At 42.7% G+C, this 471-nt stretch carries 1 protein-coding gene; it reads right to left on the bottom strand.

What is annotated here, in order from left to right; genetic code table 11:
* Positions 1 to 471: hypothetical protein (locus tag FHK88_RS14535; RefSeq protein ID WP_227430560.1), on the bottom strand; the 471-nt coding region annotated here is incomplete at both ends.

The raw sequence follows: 471 nt of genomic DNA, 5'->3' as shown, positions 1-471 counted from the left end.
ACTCTTCTTTTTTCTTTTTTTTTTTTTTTTTTCCTTCCTTCTTTTTTTCCTTTCCTCTCTTTCCTCCCCTCCTTTCTTTTTCCTTCCCTCCTCTTTCCCCCCTTCCCTTTTCTCTTTCCTTTCTCCTTTTCCCCCCCTTTTTTTTTCTTCTTCTCTCTTTTTTTTTTTTTTTCTCTCTCCCCTCTTTTTTCTCCCTCCTCCCTCCTTTTCTTCCTTTCCCTCTTCCCCCCCCCCTTCCCTCACTTCTTTTTTTTTCACTCTTTTCCTTCTCCTTTTTCTCCTTTTTCCTTTCTCCCCTTTCTCTTCTTTTCTTTCTCTTCTTTCTTTCTCTCCTTTTCTTTCTCCTCCCCCCTCTTCCCTCCCTCCTCCCCCTTCCTTTCTTCTTCCCCTTTCTCCTTTCTTTTTTTCTCTCCCTCCTTCCTTTTCTCTCCTCTCCTTCTCTCTTCCTTCTCTTTCTTCTCCCCCTTTCCC

The organism is Psychrobacter sp. I-STPA6b, assembly GCF_020662265.1.
Taxonomy (GTDB): domain Bacteria; phylum Pseudomonadota; class Gammaproteobacteria; order Pseudomonadales; family Moraxellaceae; genus Psychrobacter.
The sequence above is the reverse complement of the archived record's forward strand: the minus strand, read 5'-3'. Positions and strand labels throughout refer to the sequence as shown.